Here is a 20,006-nt window from a genome sequence, read left to right as displayed (position 1 = left end):
GAACGGTATTTTACTGAGCCAAGGGTTCTTCTTTATGCGTTTCGATGCCCAATCTGCATCTGCCAAGCTCTCTAGTTTGCGAATTCCTGCACCCGACATCGAAGTGCTCGATGAGGTTTACAAATCAGAGGGTGATGACCTCACCGACGCGATCGATCGGGCAAAAGCCGGCGACAACTCAGCCCTGCACTATCTTCGTGGAGTTTTCTTCACGATTCTACCAGGGTGTGCCGAGCGCATCCTCCAGGCCAAGCTCCCACAACCATCCCTCCCAGTGCTGATCAGCATTGGGAAATCCGAGGGCCCGCAGTTCTCTCAAGATCTCAAACAATGGGCCAATGGTGGTTACGTAGACTCAGATGTTGGTCAGTCTCTGTGCGAAATCTACCGGAACGCTCATTCGCAGCACAGTGCATCCTTGGAACCAGAGGTGCTGATCGAGGCTGCGGATATTGAGGCTGCCGAGGAGCCTGTCACTTCCGACAATGCCTGCGAGCCTGCAGGCGAGAAGACCTTTGTTACTCGGCATGTGTACGGCGGAAAGGTCGCCGTTTGCTTCCAGTCCGATATGACCAGGGGTGGTGAGCACACGATTAGGATCGAAGCCGCGGAGTCGACCGCATCCAAGAGATTCAACTGGTCTGACAAGATCAGCATTCAGCTATCTGGACGCGAGCTGCCCGGCGTGCTGGCGACCTTCATGCAAATGCAGACAAAGTTCGATGGGAAAGGGCATGGTGCGCAAAACGAAAAGTGGTTCACGATCGAGAACCAGCCAGGGAAAGTATTTCTCTCAGTGAATACGAAAGGCCGGACAACGCGATCGGTACCCATTGGCCCGGGGGACTGCTTCGGCGTGGTGACGCTGCTCATTGAGCAGATGCTGAAGAACTCCCCTTTCCTCTCCGCTGATACGCTGTTGAACATTGTCCAGCGCACCGCTCAGATAGCCCCGCAGCCGTCCTCGAACGGCCACAGATAGCTTTAGATCTTCGCTCCACCTAGCAAGAATTGCAGGAGTGTTTCCGAGCTTGGGGGCTCAGGGAAACGCTCCTGGAACTGGATCGCTACCAAGCAATTGATCACCATCGTGTTCAAACCCTTCGACCGGTATTGCGAGTAGGCCAGATCGTCTTTGAGCAGCTCGGTCTCATATTTCTCCGCAAGCTCTTTCTTCTGCTCATCCGACAGTTCCATGAACTGGGCGCGGATAGCTTCACGCTGAGCTGCTCCCCACTGCTCCAGTAGGTCTGCCATTTGGTTCGATGGTGCTGCTTTCGGCGCTTGCGATGGCGCCGGCTTCGACTTCTCACCGCTTTTAGAGGCGGCTGGCTTTTTGCCTCTGCCTGGTTCCGCGGCCTTCTGTTGAGTTGGCGCCTTGGCGTAGTTGTTGGCTACTGCAGCCTTGAAATATGCCGCTGGACTTGCAACGTTAGCCCCTTCCTTGCGCATCTGTGCCTCGGTGTAGTCAGCTTGCGCAAGCAGGTACTCTTCATCGTGAGTCATGCCAAGCTCATCAATATCCTTTTGACTCAACGACAGTGCTTTAAGGCGCTTTGACACGTCCTGGCTGACCAGCTCTGGTGATGGTCCAAGGTCTAGGCCAGGCTGAATCAGTGTCTCCAGCTTGAACCAAAGCTTGTCCATCTTCCGATTTAGCTTAGTGACGTGCGGTGTGATGCGGAATCTGCGTTCAATGCTGTTGACCTGGTCGATTGCGCGACCCAGCATTTTGTTGAAGTCGCGAAATTCGGCATGTGGCGTAGCAGATCCGGACAGCACAACGCTCCAATCAGACCAATGTGCACGGTACGTCTCTCCCATAGGTGAGCCCAGGTATCGAGACGTGATCTCGTGCAGAGTGAGAGCAGAGAAGCTGGAGAAGTGGTACTGCATCCGCAAGTCGATCAAGTTGAAGATCGCTGGGTCGAGTAGCCGGCGTTTCAGATCCGGTGGGAACGAAAAGCGAAGGGTCTGGCCATCTTCCAAGATGTAGGCTTCAGCGATCAGGTTTGCGATGCCCCATTCGCTCTTCCGCCCCGGGCTTTCACCCTTGTAGTCAAACTCCACCTGTGTCTGAGACATGCTCACGAGTACCTTCTTGAGGTAATCACGGCTGTTCGATGTGGTGTGTCCAATGTTGTCCTCGACCTGTTTGATCGGGATCTCATGAACCATCTCCTCTCTCGGCCGCTGCTGGGCGAATTGAAGGAGGGTGTTGTAGAGTTTTCGCTGAAGAAACGTGAAGTCACTGGCGGCAGAGACGTTTCGCATCGAGAGGGCTTCGGTTGCCTTTTTCAGCTCTACGGCTTTGGATGGCTCTACATCACGAACGACCTGGAGCTTGGGTGCCCTCTTGCGTTTCGCTGGACTGGTATCCGTTGTCGCTCCGGCTGTACGCTTTGCTCTCGGAGCTCGCGGTGTGGGGGTTTCTGAGTCCATGTGAATTGTGCCATCGGTGACTGTGGTGGCACATTACTCGAACGTATGACTTCTGGTCAACGAAAATACGGTTCCAAGGTCAGTGCCCAATTGTGCCATCCCTAGGGACCGCTTTTGCCCTTCGCTTTTGACTCAAAAAAGCGATAGCAAAAAACCTACAACAGCTTGTTTCTGTTTTCACTGCTTTTTTAAAGCTTTGTTAGTGATTCCCTCAAACCCTTGATACACAAGGGCTCTAGCCATTTTTCTGTGCCATCTCCAGGGGAAACAGTGCCATCCTCCGAGACTAATGTGCCGGCGGTAGATGGGTCTGGTGCCATCCTTAGAAACATGTGCCACCTTTAGAACCGTACTGTGCCATCGCTAGGCGATCTCGTGAATTGTGCCACTGGTAGGCATGTGGCTTACTAGCGATGGCACAATTGGGCCAACCCCAGTAAATACGGGCTTTCCAGCCATTACTGAAGATCGATTTCGCATCAGCACCCTCCCTAACGATGGCACTCTTCAGCACGATTCGTGGCACGCGAACGGAGCGATCTGCCGAAATTGCTTTAGCAGTGCTCTAACAATGGCACATTTCGTTTCTTCAGCCTTATCAGACACCTACAGAACCCCTCATCCCCCTGACGATGGCACAATTGATGTTCATGGGAGGTGCGACTCCCCCCTTAGCCCCCCCAAGTAGTGGCTTGCCACGACGCAAAATGACTCAACCTCTTTGAACTAGTTGAACGAAGCCCGCGGTCGGCATCGTTGATATAGTTTTCACTGTGAAAAGTGGCATAAGACTGATGGGGAGGCTCTCGAAGCGTGGCACATTTGGCTGGGTGGCCACTGGCCCATCCTCATCTAGAGATGGCACATTTCGGTCGGCTTCCCAATTTCGGCCTCTAGCCATGGCACATTTGGCAATTTCGAGCTGTCTCGCCTCTAGGGATGGCACATTTCGCTGTTTCGCCCTGTGATCAGCCAGCCAGGTCCAGGGAGGTTCACGCCTCCAAAGGGCGCCACCTCTAGCCATGGCACAATTGGCTGCGTCAGGTTTTCACGTGAAAACATTGCTGGCGGGCTCAGCAGGTCCCATCGATCAAGAGAACTGCGGTGCTTGAGCCATGGCAGAGAGAAAAGGGGTGCGATCGAGTCGACCAGGCTACGAAACAAGATGTCAGGCTGATACGCGGTGCCTGGCCGTATCTGTCCATCATCGATACGTCGCAGTCATCATCGATCGCCTGCGGGCGAGCTGGCAGCGTCTGATGGAACGAGCATGGGCGCTAACGGCGGAATAGGACACCATTTCCAGAGTGCGGCCTTATCGGGAACATCCGTTTTGCCGGCCAACTTGGCGGGAATAATGTAGCTGCTCGGCCTGGCCAGGCCTCCTAAAAGGCAGTCGGACCGAGCGAGCCCGCCCGCAGCTAAAGCCCGTGGCGGTAATCAGGTGCACGGATCGCTCTCTCTCTATGGGTATGGGCAGTATGGCCCTGGACTTGATCGGTTGCAGTCTTGGCAAGCTTTGCGCCGGCAGTGCTTGCCTACACGGTACCCAAGTCCAGTAATGAAGGGCTGCATGATTATGTGGGCTCTATAATGTGGGCGGCCTGGTCACAATGGCAGTGAGCGCCGATGACGCTGTGAGGGCCCAACGGCAGTCAGAGTTTGAGCTTTCGACCGCTTCGCGGAGGTCACCCTCCTACAGCGGTAAAGCCTGGGTAGTAACTTGAGGTCCATTGCAGCTGTGATGAAGGGCCTGTACCTCGTGCTTCGACTTCGAAGCTGCCTGCGGATATGAAAAGGCAAAAAAAAACCCCGCTAAGCGGGGTCTGGGGGTTATCAGAATTGGAACCGAGGATCACCTGTATCCACTAGACCATCCTGAGCTGGGTTTGCATGCGCATCAGCTTCAGCTGCTGGCAACGGCTGGCTCACCGGTCTTACCTTTGGTGTAACCGAAAGGCTGATGAATGGTGCACCACCGTCCACACCGTCTTTTCGCCAGCCTGCAATGCGCATTTCGTGGTTGAAGCCGAAGCTACCCGCGTAGTCGGGACCTTTTTCCTTCTTGTCAGCTTCCTTGAACAGGCTGGCATTGATCCCGCCTACTGACAGTGAGTAGAACTTCTCGTTCGAGCCGTTCTTCTGTTTGAGCCAGACCGCTACCTCAAGCTTCAGCTTCTGGTTGCGCTCCTTGTTCAGCGGGAACTCCATATAGCCGATCATCACGGGTGCTGCATCAGATGTGCGGTTTTTGTTCTCGAAGATGGTTCCGGAGCCTTCGCTCAATACCAATGCAATAGACATGCGTTTCTCCTGATCTGTTGGGGCGGCGTATGCGCCATAGCTTGCACTGCTGTTATGCAGCACATGGTTTTGTATTCGACGCATAACACGTAAACGTACTTTGATTGAATCCAATGGTAACAGATTGATCTGCTTGCCCCCACGCCCTCTACTCTACAAATCAAATGAGGACCCCATGCCAGGCCAAGCATACGTAACGTCTACGTACTGGTTACGTTGGGGGCTAAGGCGAGAGCGATTGGGCGGTTCATATATACACTTCACCTAAAGTCCTCGATGACCGGGGGCCTAATTTTTCACTGTGAAATGGCTAAATTATGAGCTCGTTTCATCCTTTCGTTTCACAGTGAAATGATCACGTGAGTTGATGTACGGCCCGGTCGGTGCTGGAACCGAACCTGGAGAACGTAGGGCTGCGCAGCACCGCGCAGATGTACTACGAGACCTCCCAGCGAAAAGGCCTGAGCATTCTTCAGCTGTACAAGCGCATCGCTTGGATGGCCCTGGAGCACCTGGCCATTGTCGGCACTGGCCAAGACGTGGGCGACAAGATGGAGGCCTGGGTCGATGAGGAACCCGCCGATAGCGTCAACATCGCGCCCACTCACTTACCCATGGCATCGATGATTTCGTCGAGTACGTGCTGCCCCTGATTTCGCCGCCGGCCGGATCCGCTTCCGCTAGGAATACCAAGGCAGAACACTGCCCTGACCGCGCCAAAAAACCGCCTCGCCTGATCCTGCCCGGAGAGTCGTCATCATGTCGCAGGCCTTGATTCAAACCGAACCCGCCCCGGTATCAAAAGTAGCCGGTGATCCGCCTCTTCCGCCGTTGCCTGGGGCAGTACGCTACGGGCGTGGTGGTAGTAAACGCGTGCTGCGGGGCACAGCTCAATGGCATGACCATCGACTCGGGCGTCTCGCTGCCTGGATCTAAAAGCAGCAGGTTCTCAAAGCTAGCCCGTTATCTGGGATCTTGGTTGTGAGTCTTTTCACTGTGAAACGCACAGCTTGATCCAGCAGCCGGCACGGAGTTATTGCACAGCCGTTAACCCTGTCGGTCCTCGCATCCCAATGGCCGTGGGGCATGTTGGAGAGCAGTTCGCGGTAGCTCCAAATGGGGTGCCACTCCGCGGGTTTTCACTGTGAAAACGTCGGAATGCCGCCAGTGGCGCCAATTGCACCACGGACCTGATTAAGCCAGGACAGTTCGATTCCTGTTTACGTACTGAGCTGCGTTTTGAACCCATGCGTTCCCTCATAGAGGTGAAGCTTTTCACAGTGAAATAGAGACCCGGAACCTGTCCGTATATGAAGGGGACCGAGGCTTTTCACCGTGAAAAGCTCGGTGCCAGATTGAAGCCAGACGCGCTGAGTCGGATCACTGATGTCCATTAATGGTCTGAGATCCTGGTCGGTTCTTAGTGGGACCTGTTGCCAGTTGCCTCATCAGCAGGGAGCGCCTTTTCACTGTGAAAAGCGGATGACTCTCCGTTCTGCGTAGCAGTTGATGTCGTGGTCATCGAAGTTGTAACGCGCATCCTTTGGATCTGCAGGCACTACCCCAGACCAGCAACCCGTAGTCTTTTCACCGTGAAAAGGGAGGCGGAAATCTAGGGCATTCACAACATGCACATTCCTGGACGCTGGCAATTCAACTCGGCAGCCGGCTGCTCCGTATAACCTGGATCTCCTAGAAGATGTCCGGTAGCACCCGTCTTGGTAACGAGTCCCGTCCAAGTTCCCGAGCACACTTTTCACCATGAAAAGTGGGAATGAGTCGGTGCTCGGCAACTTGCCAGCTGCGCCAGTGATGTCAGGATCCAAGGAGCAGAACGAGACTTCTGGGCACGACTCGGAGAAGGAAGAGAGCAGGCGGAAGCCGATTACCTTGTCACTGTGAAACGACCCGTATTACAGCAATCGGCGGGAGCGCGTCGAACTGTGAAATGGTTTGGCTAGGAGAAGGGCAGATAGAGCGTTTCACAGTGAAAAGCATGACGGCGTGACTTCACTCATGCAGCAAATGGGCTATGCGGTGCGCAGTGAGCAGTGTGAGGTGTGCACTGCATAGTAAACAGTGCACAGTGCACAGTGCGCAGTTGGCAGTGAGCGCTGATAGAGGAAGCTGCTACATAGTTGCCATGGGAAAAGTGGCTATTTTTTCACAGTGAAACGTCAAGGAGGGGGCGTTAATTTTCACTGTGAAAAATAGCCACGAGGACAAGAAGTGATGTGAACCAGGACCGAGCTTTTCACAGTGAAACTACGAAAAACTCAACAATATCAGTAGATTAAAAAGGGAAAGGCGAGGGCGCCTTGCCGCCGGAGGGACCGGCGGCGGAAGGGATATTAACTACGCGTTTTGAGCATCTCCTCGATGTACGCGAGGACCTCTGCGGGATCAATGCCTTTGGGAGGGGTGAGAATCAACTTGCGCCCATCGATACGGGCATCCAGCTGGGTGCGTTCCTTGTAATTGATTTGCCGCGGAGGAACAGGGGCCTGAGGTGATGTCTTGCGCCGAATCTCACCTTTGGCCCAGTTGATTGCGCTGTCCTGGGATGCACCTTCTTTAATACGGTTTGCGGCGGCCAGAACGGTTTCAATATGTCCCTTGTCAGCCAAAGCAACCATATCGGAGACAACCCTGTTACCAATCAGGTCAGGATCTTCTTCCAGCAGTGAAATGACACCCTCAGGCAGCTTGAAATAAGCAAGGCAGCGGCTGATCGTGGCCATGCTTCGACCGACACGGCGGGACAACTCCGCTTGGGAATGTACTACCTTGTCATCGAGAAGCTTTTTGTAACTCGCACCACGCTCGAATTCAGTAAGGTCTTCCCGGGCGTCGTTGTCCGTGACCGACAAGATAGCCGCTTCGGCATCCGACAGATTCCGAATGAGGGCGTAGATGTGGTCTTTGCGGAGCAGCTCATGAGCTAGGAACCGGCGCTCGCCGGCAATAAGCTCGTAAGTGCCGTCAGCAAGAGGGCGAACGATAATCGCGTTGTTGAGGCCTTTATCCTCAATCGTGTTCGCGAGGAGGCCGAGCTTCTCGGGGTCAAATTTGCGGCGTGGCTGATACTTCCCGCGGCGTATGAGCACCAAAGGCAGAAACTTCGCCTCGCCTGGCAAGCGCTCACCGCTCAGGAAAATGTCATCTAGGCCCGGCTGGTGTACGTGATCGGCGTCAGAAACTGGCGCTCGTTCCAGCGGCTCCGCCGAGCTGGCTCCATCGTCATCAAGATGCAGAGAGCTGAGTACCTCGCTCATTGGCCGGAGGTTGGCCTCCGGAATCACCTTCGGAACATGTACACCCTGGATGCTGGTCGGACTCTCAGCCGGCGCTATTACAGTGGGCTTTCCAATCGGGCTAGAGCTCCTCATTTACCCTTCTCCAGGACCGTTTTGATACGGCCGACCATTTCTTCGAACACATGGCGGAACGCGCCCAGAGAGTTCTCATTTCCTTGTTTCCAGAGGGCAAGGGGTACGCCGTCTTCCAGGCTCTTCGAGTAGTCCTCGGAGTGGAACAATGGCTGTTCCGTAACTTTTCCTGGGAACAAGCTGGACAAGCGAGCGAGGTTAGCTTGCAGGCGTGGGCGGTTGCGCATGTACATGGTGGGAATGGCGACGATCTCAGGTGCACGACCGAAATCGGAGCTCATCTCATTGATCTTGTGCGCAAGGCGGGATAGCGCACGGAAGGAGAACTTGTCCATACGGATTGGGCACAGCAGGAAATCTGCAGCGGCAAGACTGTTTCGAGAAAGCATTGTCCCAGAAGGTGCGTTATCCATGATGATCACATCATAGCTCGACAAGTCGCAGTGCGGGAGCAGTCCTTTGCGAGCACGTTCGATAAAGAGCGAATATCGGAAGTCGGCGCCTTGTGCGTTCCGAAGCACTACGTCCATATCGTCCAAGGAATCGTAAGCTGGGATGAGGTGAGGGCCGTGCTCGCCGAAAGGCTTTTTGATCACCTGGTCAAGCGTCATTTCTGGGAAGTTGCCGAGCCGGATCAGATTCCCAAGATGCCCTTCAACAGCCCTGTCAGCTGGTAGGCCAAGCTCTACAAGCTCTTCGGTCGTTTGGTCAGGATCATAGCCCAGCATGCTCGACACGTCGGCTTGAGGGTCGTTGTCAATGATGAGGGTCTTGAAACCCGCCAAAGCGAACTCGATACCGATATTGCAGGTAGTGGTGGTTTTCGCTGTCCCACCTTTCTGAACGTAGGTCGAGCAGGTGATAGGGCTCGAAAATCCTCTGGTGTTCCCATTCGCACGGCGAATCGATGCAATCAGAAACATGTCAGCGAGCGTGTAGCTGCGGACCTCTACGGATCCACGGGCCACACGTGCGATGTTGAGATCGTGTTCCTTCTCAATAGCTTTCAGGGTCTGAGTGCTTATCATCAAGCGTTCAGCCACGAATTGAGGGGTAAAAGTTAGCTGAGTGAAATCAGTGAAGGTGTACTGATCGAGTGGCGCAGCAGCTGCAGTCATGTGGTTTACCAATTCCAGGTAAGTAGGATGACCGCATTCTCATACGAATCCATACGGTCAGACAAGCAGAAATGCGTTTCTACCAGATAGAGATAGCCAGAGCCCAGTTGTCTGTCATTGGGTCCGATCTGGAAAAAAGCGATGTCAACCAGATGAATGGGGGGTAATCTGCTGATTTAGTGGGGAAAAATGATGAGGGGAGGGTGGTCAAGTATCGATTACGGTAGAGCACAGAACAAAAGACGTACCTGTAGCAGGTACATGAGCGAGGCTCCGACGCGGAATCCCGGTCTCCTCATTTTTGATGAGTGCTCTGGGTTAAACAAATGGCCTCTCGTATAACCAGGTTATCTGCGATTTGATAGCGTGGGCCGCCGACGCCCATGACTCAACAAGAAGGTCTGTAGTAGTGACCTCGGGCATAGCCAAGACTCTTTAACTCAATGCCGGCGGACTTGGCCAGGGAGGGCCTACCGCTGCAGTCGCGGTGTGCTTAGTGTTTGGACGACACCCGCATGCAAGGCGTCGTCCTCCGTGTGCAGGTATCTACTGGTGGTTTCGATTTTGCTGTGGCCAGCAAGCGCCTTGATCATCACCAGGTCACCAGTTGCTTTGGCTAGGTGGCTGAAGCAAGAGTGACGGAGCCAGTGCGTTGAGGCCTCCTCAAGTCGATCGGCTAAATCGAACTGGCTGCGCTGTACCGCGAGGGCTGCTGCTCGATGCATGATCTCTTTGACCGCTTTCAAAATGGTGTCGTTATGGGCGCGCTTGAGCTTTGAATTCGAGGCCAGGAGGAGGGGGGTTGTGTCCTTTACTGGTACCTCACGTGATAGGCCGAACGCCTGACGATACTGCAGTAGGTCCTCATAGAGATCATCGGATATCGGCACATCTCTGATCTTGTTGCGCTTGCCCAGGACCTCCAGCCACAGAGCCCCACTAGCTGAGCGCCGGATCTTGCCCATGGTAGCGCCGGTCGCTTCGAACGTTCGCACCCCGGTCATGTAAAACAAGCTCAGCATGAAATGGTCGCGGGCCCGTTTCCGTGGGCTTTTAGTAGCTGCGATAGCCTCAAATGCCAGGGCAATGGCTGCCTCGGGAAGCAGCCGTTTGATCGTTAAGTCGACGTCGACCTGGGGCTTGGCCACGAGCGACACTGGGTTCGCTTTAAGGCGTCCACCCTTAATCATCCACTTGTACATGCTGCCGATCTGGATCAGAGCGTACTGCTGGGACGCTTTGCTAAGCGGTCCAGCGAACGGCCTCCAGTCTGGGTGCGAGCGCTTGTGCTTTGTATGCGATACCCAAACCTCAGTTGGCTGTGGATCAGCCATAAAGTCGATGTACTGGGTGATATCCAACACCGTTATTTGAGAGAGCTGTTTACCCAGGGTGTGCATTGCCCAGAGAATGAACCGTTCTACCTCCTTCCGCATCACGCGTTTAGTCTTCGGGTTCTTTCCTTTGGCATGGAGCCACATCCAGGCGGCCTCTATGTCGTTATCCGCTTGGATCACATCGATCTGGTCAAGGACGTCGACAGGCTCGCGATCGAGCAGCGCAATTTCCGACTTGGCCTGGAGGTAAGGAATTCCGTGTGGGGCTGGAATGATCGGGCTCATCGTATGTCTCGCGTTTTGCCGTTGTAGACAAGGCAGTCATCAATCTCATCGGGCTCAAACCAACGCTGCGCACCTGACGGTGCTTCGCATTGGTACTCTTCCTGCGCACCTCCAGCCGTATCGACACCTTCCCGTACTGCGATCACCACTAGGATGGCCCCGTACGCTGCAAAGTTATCAATCTCTCTGTCGACGACTAGCTCGGCGCCGCGGGTTAGGTACCGTTTCCACCGATAGCCATCTATGCCGACCCCAGAGAAATCATCATCATCATCATCGTCGTCATGATCCCAACTGAAAGGTTTAGTAGCGGCTGCTGAACTCGCGACCGCTTGTGGCGTCTCGGTCGACGTCTCCTGCACATGAGTTGTCTTGCGCTGTCGTTTCGTCGGTGGCACCAGCACCAAGCGAGCTGCTTTCACAGCGGCCTGTTCGTTAGGGCTCAATGTCGGTAGCGCCCGGGCTAGGTCATCCCATTTAAAGTCTCGATTCTCGTCTGCAGCAATGCGGCTCATGTGTTCTGGGCGAATTGACCAGCGGCAAGCCACATCTGCCATGCGCCATCCTTTCTGTGCGATTAGTTGCTTGAAGTCATCTCGGGGCAGTTTCCCTGGGCGCAAGAGCAGCAGCCCGCGAGAAATCTTTGCGTTTTTGGCTTGATCCACAGCGCAAGTCTTTTGTGTTGAAAGCCTTGATTTTAGGGGCTTTCAAGATGAAATCAAGTAGGAGGGTAAGCTCGATATGCTGTGCTCAAGCCCCACTGAAACGAGCGCAAAAGACCGGTTTTTTACGCGCTCCTGTGTGAAATCTGGTGTCCTTAGCCCCTGCGAACTCATCAGAATCGAAGCAGGAGCGGGATCACCGGCGTTCAAACTGGCCTTGGTTCGCGCCAGCAGCTTCATGAGCAAGGCGAAAGGGAAGGGTGATCTTGCTAGATGCCCGGAACTAAGCTCCAGAACGCAGCGTTGTACTTCCGAGTCCACTCGGCCTTTGCATGGCGCCCCGGCCGTGTGTATCGCTGCCGGCGCGAATCAGACGGCACCTAGGCGCACCCATGCCCAAGCAGGCTCCCCAGCTCCTTCGGTGCGTCGTGTGTCATCCGGGGAAGACTGTGGACGGGCACTGAGCGGGCCACGGCAGCACTGTGCTAGCCCTTACGGGGTAACCTTGGATTGCACAGACCTCATGTTGAACGTCGTCCGGATGACTGGCAGCAGCCCGGGCGTCGCGTAACATAGGGGGCAATCAGATCTAGCCTCACCGGGAGGCGGACGTAAATGTTGCTATTAAGCGCAATCAAGGTAATTGGTTATAACTAAACTAAATCAATATTTAGTTTAGTTATCCATTTTGAGTATATTCAGCACAACTGACGGAGAATGTTGATGCAGCAGCACCTTTCGCCTTGGATGATCGAAAGCGCTTATCGCTATTGGGAAGCCGCCAAACATCTGCTTACTGGACACGACATGATGGCCGTTGCCCAGGTAAACGCTGCGATCGGCATGGAGATTTTGCTGAAAAGCTTCGTCGCTGTGCCCAATGGCAATCATGGCCAGGTCAATGAAACCTACGATCTTGACGCCCAATTGATCAAGGATGCACATCGCGAGCTGCAGCTTGCCGGCAAGATTTCGGCTGACAAGCGCGTCGACAAGCACGATCTGCTCACGCTTTTTCACGCAGTCCCTGCGCATATCCGCATGCGCCTTCGATTCAACCAGGAGGAAGAATGGATTGAACGTTACCGTAACGTCTTCACAAACGCTCGGTATCCATACGAGGCCAACTCACCGATGGGCTACAGTGACACGCTGGTCTACGTACTTGGCCAAATGATCGAGAACGTTGTGAAGTGGTATCGAGAGCAAGGCTGCCGTGACCTCTTCATAGTTTGCTATGGCATGACGCCGGCAGATATTCAGGCCAAAGCTGGAATGCAGCCTGATCCATCGTGAAGCTGTGTTGAGATCTGCCCATCTACGGCCCGGTGTGTACCGAATAGCCGTTGTAACGCATATCTGACTGCGGTGCGCATTTTTAGCTGATGAAGATACTTGATCTCCAGCGCAAGCAAAATTAACCAAACCCTTTGCTCATAAGGGGTAAACGAATAATCCATAACGCCTCTCTGAAAAGCCAGCTACTGATTATGGCGGGCTTTTGGAGAGGTGTTTTTATTCAATCTAAAAAATTCGTGATAATCGGAGATATTCACGAGTTTCTAGATTTTCTAATAAGAATCGTATGATATTCGATAAGAAATTGATTTTTTGTCAGCGCGGTTTTAAGCTGCGATTTCCCATGCAGCACGCAGTGCGCCGGCGATGCGCTAGGAAAAATGCCGTCGCCGCTGGGTTATCCCGCTACTGCCATCACATACCAAGGATCCGAGCCATGACGACCGCAGACGGAGTTCAACCTGAGAAGCGCCTGGGCACGCGTGAGCTTGTCCACCGTTACGCGAAGGAATTGCTTGATGCTGGCCGCGAGGTTCGCCAGGCAGATATTCGTGAGTGCATCTTTATCCACCATGACCTCAAAGCCTCGCCGAACCTGGTCAACGAAGAGATCAAAAAATTCTGGAGCGAGATCGGGCCTGTGCTGAGTGCCAGGCTGCGCAGGCCAGGTATTCCAGACTCCGTGTGCGAAAAGCTCGATGAGATCTGGGATGTAGCCCTGAATGCAGCCACCAGCTCTCATGAGGTTGAGCGCAAGGCGTTTGAGGCGGCTACTGCTGCAGCTGAAGCGGCAGCCAAGGAATCACGTGAGAATGAACTAACTGCTGTGTCAGCCCTTGAGGCTCAGCGCCGAGAACTGGCCGGGCTCATTGCAGACAAGGAGCGGTTGACCGATCAGCTGGATCAGGCGAGTGCTGATATTCGCCAGCTTCAGGCAGAGCTTGCAGGTCTCAACAAAAAGCTCACTACCTCAAGCGAGGCGCATGGCGAGGAAATCAAGCGCCTGCAGGATGTGCACAACGGAGCAATTGAGCGTGCCCAGGGCATGCATCGCGGCGAGCTTGAACGCCTTCAGCAGCAGCTCCAAGCAGCGAACGATGCGACAGAGGCTGCGCGTGCGAAGGCTGAGTCTGCCCGGGTTGCCGCAGAGCAACACCTTGAGAAAACCGAAAACCACCTGATGATGGAGACCGCCAGGGTTCGGGATGAAGAGAGAGGCAAAACAGAGAAGGTCGGCAAGGAGCTGCAGCAAGCTTTGACGCTCATCGACCAGCTGCGGATCCAGCGCTCGAAGGCCACTGACGATGCCGCTGAGACCCGCGGTCGTCTGGAGGTTACCCAGCAGAGCCTGAGCGCTCTAGAGGCACAGAACAAGGAGCTGCGTGAGCGGAATAGCACCCTGCAGGCCGCCCTCCTAGAAGGCTTCAGAGGTGGTAAGGCGGGATCGTCAGACAAGGGTGAATAGTTTGCTGAATTGACATTTTGTCAATTGTCAAGTATTTCTTGTGCCTTTCGGATGAAGGGTGTTACCGTAGCAATGCACCACCCTGGTGCCCTACTACAGAGGAACATTTATGTCTGCTAAGCGCATGACCAAAACGGACAGCGGCTCGAATCTGAGCTCGATTCTCAACAACCTTGAAGACAAGACTACTCGCAAGGTTATCTTCTACGGCAGTCGTAAGTCGGGCGGCTCTTGGACTGATGGCTCGGCCATTACCTGGCCATTGATGGCGGCATTGGTTGAGGATTCGGAAGGCAACCTAGGCGTGTACGATGGTGTGTTTTTGACTGCCTCATCCCACCACCGTTACCTTGAGGTTCAGCAGGTGCTGGATGCTGCCTTGGAGGCTGGAGCCGGGAAGGTGTACTTTGCACCGGAACCCATCCCTTTCACCTCGCATGAAACCGCGGCCGTTGCTGCTGATGTGATGCTTTCGGTTCAAATTAAAGAATTTGACCAGGTGTCCCGGGTGCAATACTTCAAACTGCTCAGCAACATGAACGAGCGGCAATTTGCTGAAATGAACGAATGATCATGGCTCCCTGGCTTTCTTGATGTCAGCCAGGGAGTCATGATCAGAGCCGGCAGCTCATCAAAGGTCCAGCTGCAACGGCGCCACCGGAATGCCCACCATAACCACGCCTGGCTTAGCCTCGACAGTAGGCAACTTCTCCGCCCGAATCAGCGTGCTCAATTTCAGTTTTGGGTCGTGGACCATCAGGTCTGACTCCAACACGTAATCAAACCCATCCCTTGTCCCACAAATCGGTATTTCTGCCGCTTTTACTGCTGCGCGGATACCCTCTAGCTGCTCAGCAGGGCCTGGCTTTTTCTTCCTGGGTGCAACGAATGCGGTGAAGTTGGCGCCCGCCTCTTCAAGAGCTCTGAGCGCTGCGGATTCGGCAGCAGGGCTTATCCTTTTCGTTGGGGTTGCATCAGGATCAGGTATGGCTACCGCCACAGGTGCCGGCGCCGGTACGCCTAGATCACCATCATTGTGTACGAGCGAAGCAACCGGCCCTTCTTCTCCTGCAGTTGAATTCACGCTTTGCTCGGCTGTGTCCACGATCGAGGATTCACTGAGCGCGAATGCGCCGAACACATCATCCACATCATCGACGTCATCGCTTCCTGAGTGCCCAGGTTCTATGGCGAGAAAATCTTCCTCCAGTTCCACCACCTGCCCGGGACCGAATGAGCTGAGCGACAAGCTCTGCAGGTCCTCATCTAGCAAGTCGTCATCTGCACCACCACTCATGAGCGGGTCATCATCATCCTGCGCCGCTAGCGCTTCAGCGGGCATACCGGGTTGCGTTTCTGGAACGTCACTGTGCTCGGGCTCAGCCCTTGCGGCGCCGGCAAGCGAAGTTGCGTGCTCGGTAGGGTTGCCTGTTGGAGCATTCGGTTGAGGAACGCTTGCGGTATCAGCTGCGGGTTTACTAACCCCTTCTTCAGCCTGAGCTTGTGGTGCTGGTGCTGGTGCTGGTGCTGGTGCTGGTGCTGGTGCTGGTGCTGGTGCTTGCTGCGGCTGCGGCTGCGGCTTCGCCTTCTCTTCTTGCTTGCCGGCGATGTTCATCTTCGCGGCGATCTCAGCGCTGAATCCACGGGCAACGATCTCCCGAAGCGCATCTGCTTCAGTAATTCCCAGATTGTGTGTGAACAATGGGCGCTCGATGTCCAGCTTGGTACCCATGTTGGGTAAACCACTGAGGCCCGCAAGCTCTGGGGTTGTGGCAACTGGCACGACAATGATGCAAGGTTCCCACGTGGTCAGGTGAGCACCCGTTTGTGCGTTGCGCAACGATACCGAGTACATCGGCAGGAACCTGCTCATGTCGGCGTGATTATGTCGCGAGTACAGCAGCCCCTTCTCTTGGAGCGTCGTCATCAGGTTGAGGGTCATTCGGTACCGACCATCACCCTCCTCCAACGACCAGCCCATTTTGGCCAAGATGAGAGATCGAAGGTCCTTTTCCCGGATGACGATCAGTCCATCGTGTTTCTGAGCAATCTTCAGCGTGGAATCTTTGGCCTGGTCGCCGGTGCCGTTAACTCTGCCGTACTCCGTCATGATCTCGACGAAGCTGTGATAAATGGAGTTGGACTCGTCTTCTGAGATCTCGTGATCACTCAGCGTCTCGGTGATGCTCGACTCGGCCATGCCGGTCTTTTTGTCAACGAGTATCAGGAACTCCATGAGCGCCGTCATGCGGTCGTCCAGGCTGAGGCCATTGCGGTCAACCGGGAAATCGCTTGGATGGTGGTAATGGGCGATGACCAGATTCACTGCTTGTCGATCACGTGCTGGCAGGGCCCAGAACTCAGGGAAGCGTGCAAGAATTCTTGCGCCCAGGGCATCGTGCGAGATGCGGTTGTCATCCTGCGGTGTCAGCGCTCCACCCTCCTCCTGAGTCTTAACGCTGCCGTCTGGTAGTAGCTCATAGGCCTCAAGCTTACCGATGTCGTGCGCCAGGCCAAGAATCGGGATCAGCGGATCAGCGGCGTCAAACCGGTATTCCTTGTTTTTCAGGTCGATGATTTTGAATTTGGGCTTGCCCCGGGCCTTTACATAAACCCCGTCAAATACGTAAGCGCCAGCATCCTCCAGTGCGGTGTCCGCAACGGCCAGACAATGCTCCCAAAGCCGGCGATTTCCGTGCCCTCCCTTGCGATGCGATGCGGGGAAGTGTGCATGTGCGGAATAGGTATCCCAAATGGCCCAAAAAAACGCTACATGGGCCGGCCACTTCTTCTCATTAGCCGCAACCCAAGCCAGCACCTTTTTACTGTCGATGGGAAGACGCTTCGACGGCACCTCGATGCGCGGTAGTGCCGAGGTGGGCATGGGAACCTTGCCGAGGGTCGATCGTGCGCCGTTGAGGATGTTTCCTTTCTTGCCGGCGTATAGCTTGTTCAGTGCTGACAACCTGGTGAACCAGATGAACCAGACACCGATGATCAGACCGGAAACAACGCCCAGGATCCAGTGTGAGACGTTGTAGCCCACCAGCGGCCAGTTCTCTAAAAACTCCATCGGAGAACCGCCAAAGGCCCGGGCAGTGAGCAAAAGCCACCAGAAACCGAACACGATTGCCGTTGCGCGAATGACCTTGTTGTTAGCGTTCACAGGAAAGCTCCGCTGTCTGTCTGGGTCGTTGGTGGCGGCGCCCCGTCAGAACTGGCTGGTTGTTCCTTCGGTACCGGGGTCCCGTTATTGTCCTTCAGGGTGTTAGAGCACCCTCCGCCCCCTTTCACGAAGCCACTGCACCCCCAGAAAGGCGACTTGCCGGCGTTTCGCAGGTACATGGGTTTGCCGCAGAGGTCACATGGAAATGACTGCGGCCGCTCAACTGGATCGCCGTCGCGATCGTTCATGGTGTGATTGCACTGCTCTCGATCGACGCAGGCCCAGAAGTGGCCTTTTGGGACTTTGATTTTGCGCATGCCACCTTGGCATTTAGGGCAGGAAACGACATTACCTTTGGAGTCCCGGGTGTTCGCCGTCGGGTCGAAGTAAAACTCGACCTTGCCGGTGTCGAGCAGCTTCAGCCCGGCCTCGAACTTGGTGGATTTCTTCGGATTGACAAAGCCCTTGAGCCCTAGCACCACCGTGTCCCGAAGCAAGGTTTCGGCTTCAGATACCTTCAACATGCGACTGGCGATCTCTCTCCATATGGAAAAGCCGCACTGGCGCTCGCAAGCGAAGGTTCTGGCCTGGATCTCAACCGCACCGCCACAGGTTGGGCAAGGGGCGCTCAGCTTCTTGACCTGGACACCTGCGTACCTGTTCTTGATGGTGTCGAGGATTTCTGTCGTCAGCTCTGCAAGCTCGGCCTTGAATTCATCCCGCTTGTACGCGCCCTTTTCCATTTGACGGAGCTTGTGCTCCCATTCCCCGGTGAGGACTGGCGACGTGAGGGCATCGATACCGTTGTCGACCAGGAAGCGGTAGACAGTCATACCCTTTGCGCTGGGAGCAAAGTACTTCTTCTGCTGGATGAGATAGGGCTCTTTCTTTCGGCCGGCGCCGTCCTTGGTGGATTGGAGCGATTCGATCATTGCAGAGCGTGTGACCGGTGTACCTAGACCCCGCTCTTTCATCGCCTCACGAAGGTCCTCATCCTCTACCAGGCGCCCTGCCGTCTCCATCGCGCCCAGCAATGTGTCCTCGGTGTACCGTTCTGGAGGTTTAGTTTTGAGCATCTTCAGCTCGATGCCCTGCGGAGTGACTGATTCTCCTTTTACGTACCGTGCGAGCTCTTTCTTGTCGTCGGAGTCACCATCTCGATCGGTTGCGTCCTCGACGATCCCGGCTCCGTAAACCACCATCCAGCCTGGGGACACAAGCACACGACCTGTCGACCTGAAGAGCTCGTCAGCCACCGTCGTAAGCCGGACGGTCACCGAATACTCAGCCGCTGGATGGAACACGGCAATGAAGCGCTTGACGATCATGTCATAGATTTTTTGAACGTCCGGCTCCAGATCCCCAGCTCGCTTACCGGTTGGAATGATAGCGAAGTGGTCCGACACCTTCGTCGAGTCGAAAATCTTCTTGTTGGGTCGTACCCAGCCTTCATCGAGCACGCGCTGCGCGTGATCTGCATATGGGGTTCCACCAAACATTCCCATGACCTTCTTCGTGTCGTTGATTGCGTCATCGGGAAGATAAGCAGAGTCAGTCCGCGGGTAAGTAGTGAGGCTGAGCTCCAGGTAAAGTTTCTGGGCAATCTCCAGTGTGTACGCTGCAGAAAACCCAAGCTTGCGGTTCGCCTCTCGCTGCAGCGAGGTGAGGTCGTACAGCTTGCCAGGGCCCGTCTGGGCTGGCTTGACTTCATCCACCACACTGCTCGGTGCTACTCCAGAGCACTTGCTGATCAACGCATCGGCCTTTGCTCTATCCATGATCCGGTGCTGAGAGCCGCCCTTCTGCTCAGGCGTCTGTGGTGCCAACCATTTGCCGGTGTATTTACCGGCAGCTACCCCAAAGCTCGCGTGAACCTCCCAATAGGGCACCGGCCGAAAGGTCAAAATTGCCAGCTCCAAAGCACAAACCAGGGACAGCGTTGGGGTCTGCACGCGGCCAAGAGGGAATATCTCGGCTTTAGCAGTTTCTCGCTCATAAAGACGGGAGATACCCCGGCTCGCGTTGATCCCGATGATGAAGTCGCCCTCGCTTCGAATCTCTGCTGCCATGGCCAGGTTGTCGAAGTCAGCGCCAGGCTGCATGTTCTTGTACGCCTGCCGAATGGCGTCATCGACCATGGATCTCATCCACATGCGAAGCATTGGCTTAGTGCATCCAGCCATTTTGTAGATGAGCCTGAAAATCAGCTCGCCTTCGCGGCCGGCATCGCACGCGTTCGCAACAGCGGTGACATCAGGCCGGCGCATTAGGCGTTGCAGCACGTTATAGAACTTAGCCTTTGGCTCGATGACCCTCAGGTCGAATTGATCTGGGATCACAGGCAAGTAGCCGATGTCCCGCCCACCTTTGGCCATTTCCTCGGAATGGATTTCAACCAGGTGGCCGGCAGCGGGAGCAAGAATTGCGTTCTCGCTCTCCAGCCATGATTCCACCTTGCTGAATCCTCCGACCGCTTGCGCGATTGAGACCGCTACGGTTGCTTTTTCAGTGATGATCAGTGTCTTGCCCATGCGGACTA

13 protein-coding genes are annotated in these 20,006 nt (G+C 54.9%); 5 read left to right on the top strand and 8 right to left on the bottom strand.

The features are described from left to right. Window positions 1–34: 34 nt before the first annotated feature. Window positions 35–982 (top strand): hypothetical protein, encoded by a 948-nt coding sequence (locus tag PRJ_RS27755; RefSeq protein ID WP_104963128.1) that lies wholly within the window; start codon window positions 35–37, stop codon window positions 980–982. Between the two features lie 2 nt (window positions 983–984). On the opposite strand, the gene PRJ_RS27750 is transcribed toward PRJ_RS27755, so the two are convergent. Further along, on the bottom strand, window positions 985–2,442 hold the full coding sequence (locus PRJ_RS27750; protein WP_177429925.1) for a RepB family plasmid replication initiator protein: 1,458 nt from the start codon (window positions 2,440–2,442) through the stop codon (window positions 985–987). A 1,836-nt stretch (window positions 2,443–4,278) separates the two neighbouring features. Next, complete coding sequence (locus PRJ_RS27745; RefSeq protein WP_104962951.1) at window positions 4,279–4,746, bottom strand: hypothetical protein; 468 nt, start codon at window positions 4,744–4,746, stop codon at window positions 4,279–4,281. A 383-nt stretch (window positions 4,747–5,129) separates the two neighbouring features. On the opposite strand from PRJ_RS27745, the gene PRJ_RS27740 reads away from it, so the two are divergent. Beyond that, on the top strand, window positions 5,130–5,399 hold the full coding sequence (locus PRJ_RS27740) for a hypothetical protein (protein WP_177429924.1): 270 nt from the start codon (window positions 5,130–5,132) through the stop codon (window positions 5,397–5,399). Between the two features lie 1,698 nt (window positions 5,400–7,097). Here PRJ_RS27740 and PRJ_RS27735 read toward each other — a convergent pair. From PRJ_RS27735 to PRJ_RS30140, 4 genes are all read right to left on the bottom strand, one after another. After that, window positions 7,098–8,021 carry a ParB/RepB/Spo0J family partition protein gene (locus PRJ_RS27735; RefSeq protein WP_177429923.1) on the bottom strand — a complete coding sequence of 308 codons (924 nt, stop codon included), beginning with the start codon at window positions 8,019–8,021 and terminating at the stop codon, window positions 7,098–7,100. A gap of 110 nt (window positions 8,022–8,131) precedes the next feature. Then, complete coding sequence (locus tag PRJ_RS27730; RefSeq protein ID WP_104962949.1) at window positions 8,132–9,253, bottom strand: ParA family protein; 1,122 nt, start codon at window positions 9,251–9,253, stop codon at window positions 8,132–8,134. A 470-nt stretch (window positions 9,254–9,723) separates the two neighbouring features. Then, a complete protein-coding gene (locus tag PRJ_RS27725) occupies window positions 9,724–10,875 on the bottom strand; it encodes a tyrosine-type recombinase/integrase (protein WP_104962948.1) in 1,152 nt (383 codons plus the stop codon). After that, window positions 10,872–11,540, bottom strand: coding sequence for a hypothetical protein (locus PRJ_RS30140; RefSeq protein WP_177429922.1), 669 nt, complete (start codon window positions 11,538–11,540; stop codon window positions 10,872–10,874). Before PRJ_RS30140 ends, PRJ_RS27725 begins: the two co-directional genes overlap by 4 nt. Before the next feature lie 720 nt (window positions 11,541–12,260). Between PRJ_RS30140 and PRJ_RS27715 the strand changes: the two genes are divergently transcribed. The 3 genes from PRJ_RS27715 to PRJ_RS27705 all read left to right on the top strand — a co-directional run bounded on the left by PRJ_RS27715 (window position 12,261) and on the right by PRJ_RS27705 (window position 14,872). Continuing rightward, window positions 12,261–12,833 (top strand): hypothetical protein, encoded by a 573-nt coding sequence (locus PRJ_RS27715; protein WP_104962947.1) that lies wholly within the window; start codon window positions 12,261–12,263, stop codon window positions 12,831–12,833. A 439-nt stretch (window positions 12,834–13,272) separates the two neighbouring features. Next, window positions 13,273–14,301, top strand: a complete 1,029-nt coding sequence (locus tag PRJ_RS27710; RefSeq protein ID WP_104962946.1) for a DNA-binding protein — start codon at window positions 13,273–13,275, stop codon at window positions 14,299–14,301. A 109-nt stretch (window positions 14,302–14,410) separates the two neighbouring features. Continuing rightward, window positions 14,411–14,872, top strand: a complete 462-nt coding sequence (locus PRJ_RS27705; RefSeq protein ID WP_104962945.1) for a hypothetical protein — start codon at window positions 14,411–14,413, stop codon at window positions 14,870–14,872. A gap of 60 nt (window positions 14,873–14,932) precedes the next feature. On the opposite strand, the gene PRJ_RS27700 is transcribed toward PRJ_RS27705, so the two are convergent. Both PRJ_RS27700 and PRJ_RS27695 read right to left on the bottom strand, forming a co-directional pair. Further along, entirely contained in the window at window positions 14,933–17,467 is a 2,535-nt protein-coding gene (locus PRJ_RS27700; RefSeq protein WP_104962944.1) for a hypothetical protein, read from the bottom strand. Then, a complete protein-coding gene (locus tag PRJ_RS27695) occupies window positions 17,464–19,998 on the bottom strand; it encodes a DNA topoisomerase (protein WP_104962943.1) in 2,535 nt (844 codons plus the stop codon). The genes PRJ_RS27700 and PRJ_RS27695 overlap by 4 nt, the downstream gene beginning before the upstream one ends. Window positions 19,999–20,006: the final 8 nt, after the last annotated feature.

This window comes from Pseudomonas sp. XWY-1 (assembly GCF_002953115.1).
Lineage (GTDB): Bacteria > Pseudomonadota > Gammaproteobacteria > Pseudomonadales > Pseudomonadaceae > Aquipseudomonas > Aquipseudomonas alloputida.
The sequence above is the reverse complement of the archived record's forward strand: the minus strand, read 5'-3'. Positions and strand labels throughout refer to the sequence as shown.